We start from the raw sequence: 2,518 nt of genomic DNA on the forward strand, positions 1-2,518 counted from the left end.
CCCACTCCATACATACCAGTTGTCCCCTCGCCAGGCTTGCCGCAGTTACCATTCACCACGTTGTGGCTGGTTAACAGCGCATCACGATACGCCGCCGTAATCGGGGCCACAAGATCGTCGGTGCTGGAGATGCTGGCCCCTACCCCCGTGGACACGGCCATCATGGACGTTCGGATGCCGGCGGGCGCGGACGGTGGACTGTGCACCGCCCACGCGTACCCGGAGTGTAGCCCGATGTCGGTCTGCTGCCGGCCGGCCACCGGGCGGGACCGACCGGCACCGACCCCGATGCCGGCCGGTCCCGACGTGGCCTCGGGAACGCTCGTATCCAACGCGAGGGCCCGCGACCCCCACCGGCCACCCGGCGGCCGGGTGGACACGCGCTGTCCAGCGTTCGTCCGGCTACGCCCGCCTGCGCCACACGAAGATGACCAGGGCCGCCCCGAAGGCGACCATCAGGACTCCGACGAAGCCGATCCGGGCCGTCATCGCACCTGTCGCCGGTAGCTTCTCGCAGGCGCCCGGCTCCTCGTACGCACCGCTCAGCTTGTAGTCGTAGCCGGGAAACGCCACCTCGACGGCGCGTTCCCGTCCGGCGGCGAAGACGATCGTCGCCGATCCTCCGTCCGAGGCCGTGACCTTCCTGTCCTGCGTTCCATAGCGGGCGACCGCCTCCATCGGCGGCATCCCCTGACCCGGATGGGTGACCGTCACCTTAAGCTCGGTGCAGGTCGACCCGGTGGACATCGTGGGCAGCCCGCAGGTCGACGGCCGCGACCAGAGATAACGAGCCACTTCCCTGCCCCGCTCGGCTACGACGATCGGGCCCGAGCCCGCCGGCATCCGCACCTGCACCGACTTGCCCGCCGGCACCTCGGCGGCACGATCCACACCGGTCGCGGTGACGTGGAACGTCGCCGGATAGCCGCCAGCGCTGAGGTCGACGACGACCGACCCGTCGCAGGCCGGTACGAAGGTGGCCTTCGGCTGTGCGCAGGACGCGGCACCGCCGTTGTAGGCGCCGAGCGGGCCGGCGGAGTGGCTGCCGGGCTTGCCCTTGCTGCCCAGCTTCTTGTCGCCGTAGCGCTTGCCCTTCTGCACCATCGGCGTGATCAGCTCGTTCTTGCCACCCCAGACGAGATCGACCTGGGTGTAGCACTCCGGCACGTCGACCTTCAGCTCGACCTTGCGGTGGTTGGCGTCGACCGCTGCGATGTCGTGGTCGTGCGCGTACTGCGGCCAACTCGCCCTGGCGCTCGGCGCGAGGTAGGAGACAAGGAGGAACTCCTGCTTCTGACCCTCGCACAGGGGCAGGCCACCGGCGAGCTCGACCGTCGCCAGGCCCTTCGCGCCGTCGAACGCATGCTTGTACGTGGCCTGTTCCTTGCCGACGCATCGCGGCTTCTTCCCGCACGTCCCCCTGAGGCCGGCGGCGTGGCCGGAGGCGGTGCTGGAAATGCCGGTGCGGTCGCCGTTGCGCTCGAACCAGGTCGCCGACACCGTCAGGCTGGCACCCGTCGTCGTGCCCGGCACCCGCTGCACCCCGACTACGACACCCTTGGGGCCGTTGCCGTCGGTGTCGGCGCTGATCGCGCTGCCCACCTTGATCCCGTCGATCGGCTTCTGCGGTCGCGCGACGAGCGTGGTGATCTGCGCGTATCTGTTCTCCCCACTGTCGTTGCTCACCTGCCAGGTGATCTCGTAGGTGCCGTCCGGCTGGCACACCGCTGCCCCGCTGACCAGCGCGCGATGCGCTGCGGCGGGGCTCGCCGCCACCAGCGCCGCGAGCATGCCGAGCAGCATGCCGCCAGCCAGGGAGAGCAGCTTTCGGAGGGGTCTGTTCACGTCAGTCACTCCACTGAAATGGAAGGGTGGTTTCGCCGGCTCGGCAGCTCGGCCCGGCGCCGCGCCTCTTCGCGTCCCTGCGTGCACGTACGGCAGAGCCCGGATGGCTCAATCCGTGGCGAAGTTGATATGAAAGGTCTCTGCCGGTGATCGGCGGCGCGGTCCACGCGCGCGGAGCACCGCCAGCCGCGCATAGTCCCAGTCACCGCAGTCGGCGACCATCCGCAGCGACGGCTGTGGCGCCGACGCGAAGAGGGCTTCGGCGAGCAGCGCCGCGCGGCGCCTCGGCACCTCCGACAGGTCGGGCCGTGGCGGCTGACCGTCGACCGGGTGGAGGCCGTCGGGCGGCTGCCGCACGCCTCGCGAATCAGCGACGGAATCTGCCGGCCGCGCCTGCTGTCGGTGAGCCAGGACGCGCCACGGGTTGGTGATCCGGAGTGCCCTCATACTCCCCACACGGCCAGGCCCCCGTCCGTGGGTCAGCTCAGTTCAGTCCCTCAGGCCCGCGTTGCGTGGTTTCGCGTCGACATGTCACGAAACCATCATTCGTCGGCGACGAGGAGCGTGACGTAGCTGGCGGAGTACACGGATGTCGCGGCGTTTGGTCCGAGGGTGACGCGTCCTGCTGGCACTTTCTTGGCGAAGACGACGAAGTGGCGTTGGTCTTTGTCGT

The 2,518-nt window shown here is 69.4% G+C and carries 2 protein-coding genes; both read right to left on the reverse strand.

All coding sequences use genetic code 11. The annotated features are described in order from the left end of the window. Positions 1-402: 402 nt before the first annotated feature. Positions 403-1,854 (reverse strand): hypothetical protein, encoded by a 1,452-nt coding sequence (locus ACFYWL_RS30995; protein ID WP_386980323.1) that lies wholly within the window; start codon positions 1,852-1,854, stop codon positions 403-405. 99 nt (positions 1,855-1,953) lie between these two features. Continuing rightward, positions 1,954-2,202 (reverse strand): hypothetical protein, encoded by a 249-nt coding sequence (locus tag ACFYWL_RS31000; RefSeq protein WP_386980326.1) that lies wholly within the window; start codon positions 2,200-2,202, stop codon positions 1,954-1,956. Between the last annotated feature and the right edge of the window lie 316 nt (positions 2,203-2,518).

Origin of the sequence: Micromonospora sp. NPDC002575, from assembly GCF_042889525.1 — a bacterium.
Taxonomy (GTDB): Bacteria; Actinomycetota; Actinomycetes; order Mycobacteriales; family Micromonosporaceae; genus Micromonospora; species Micromonospora carbonacea.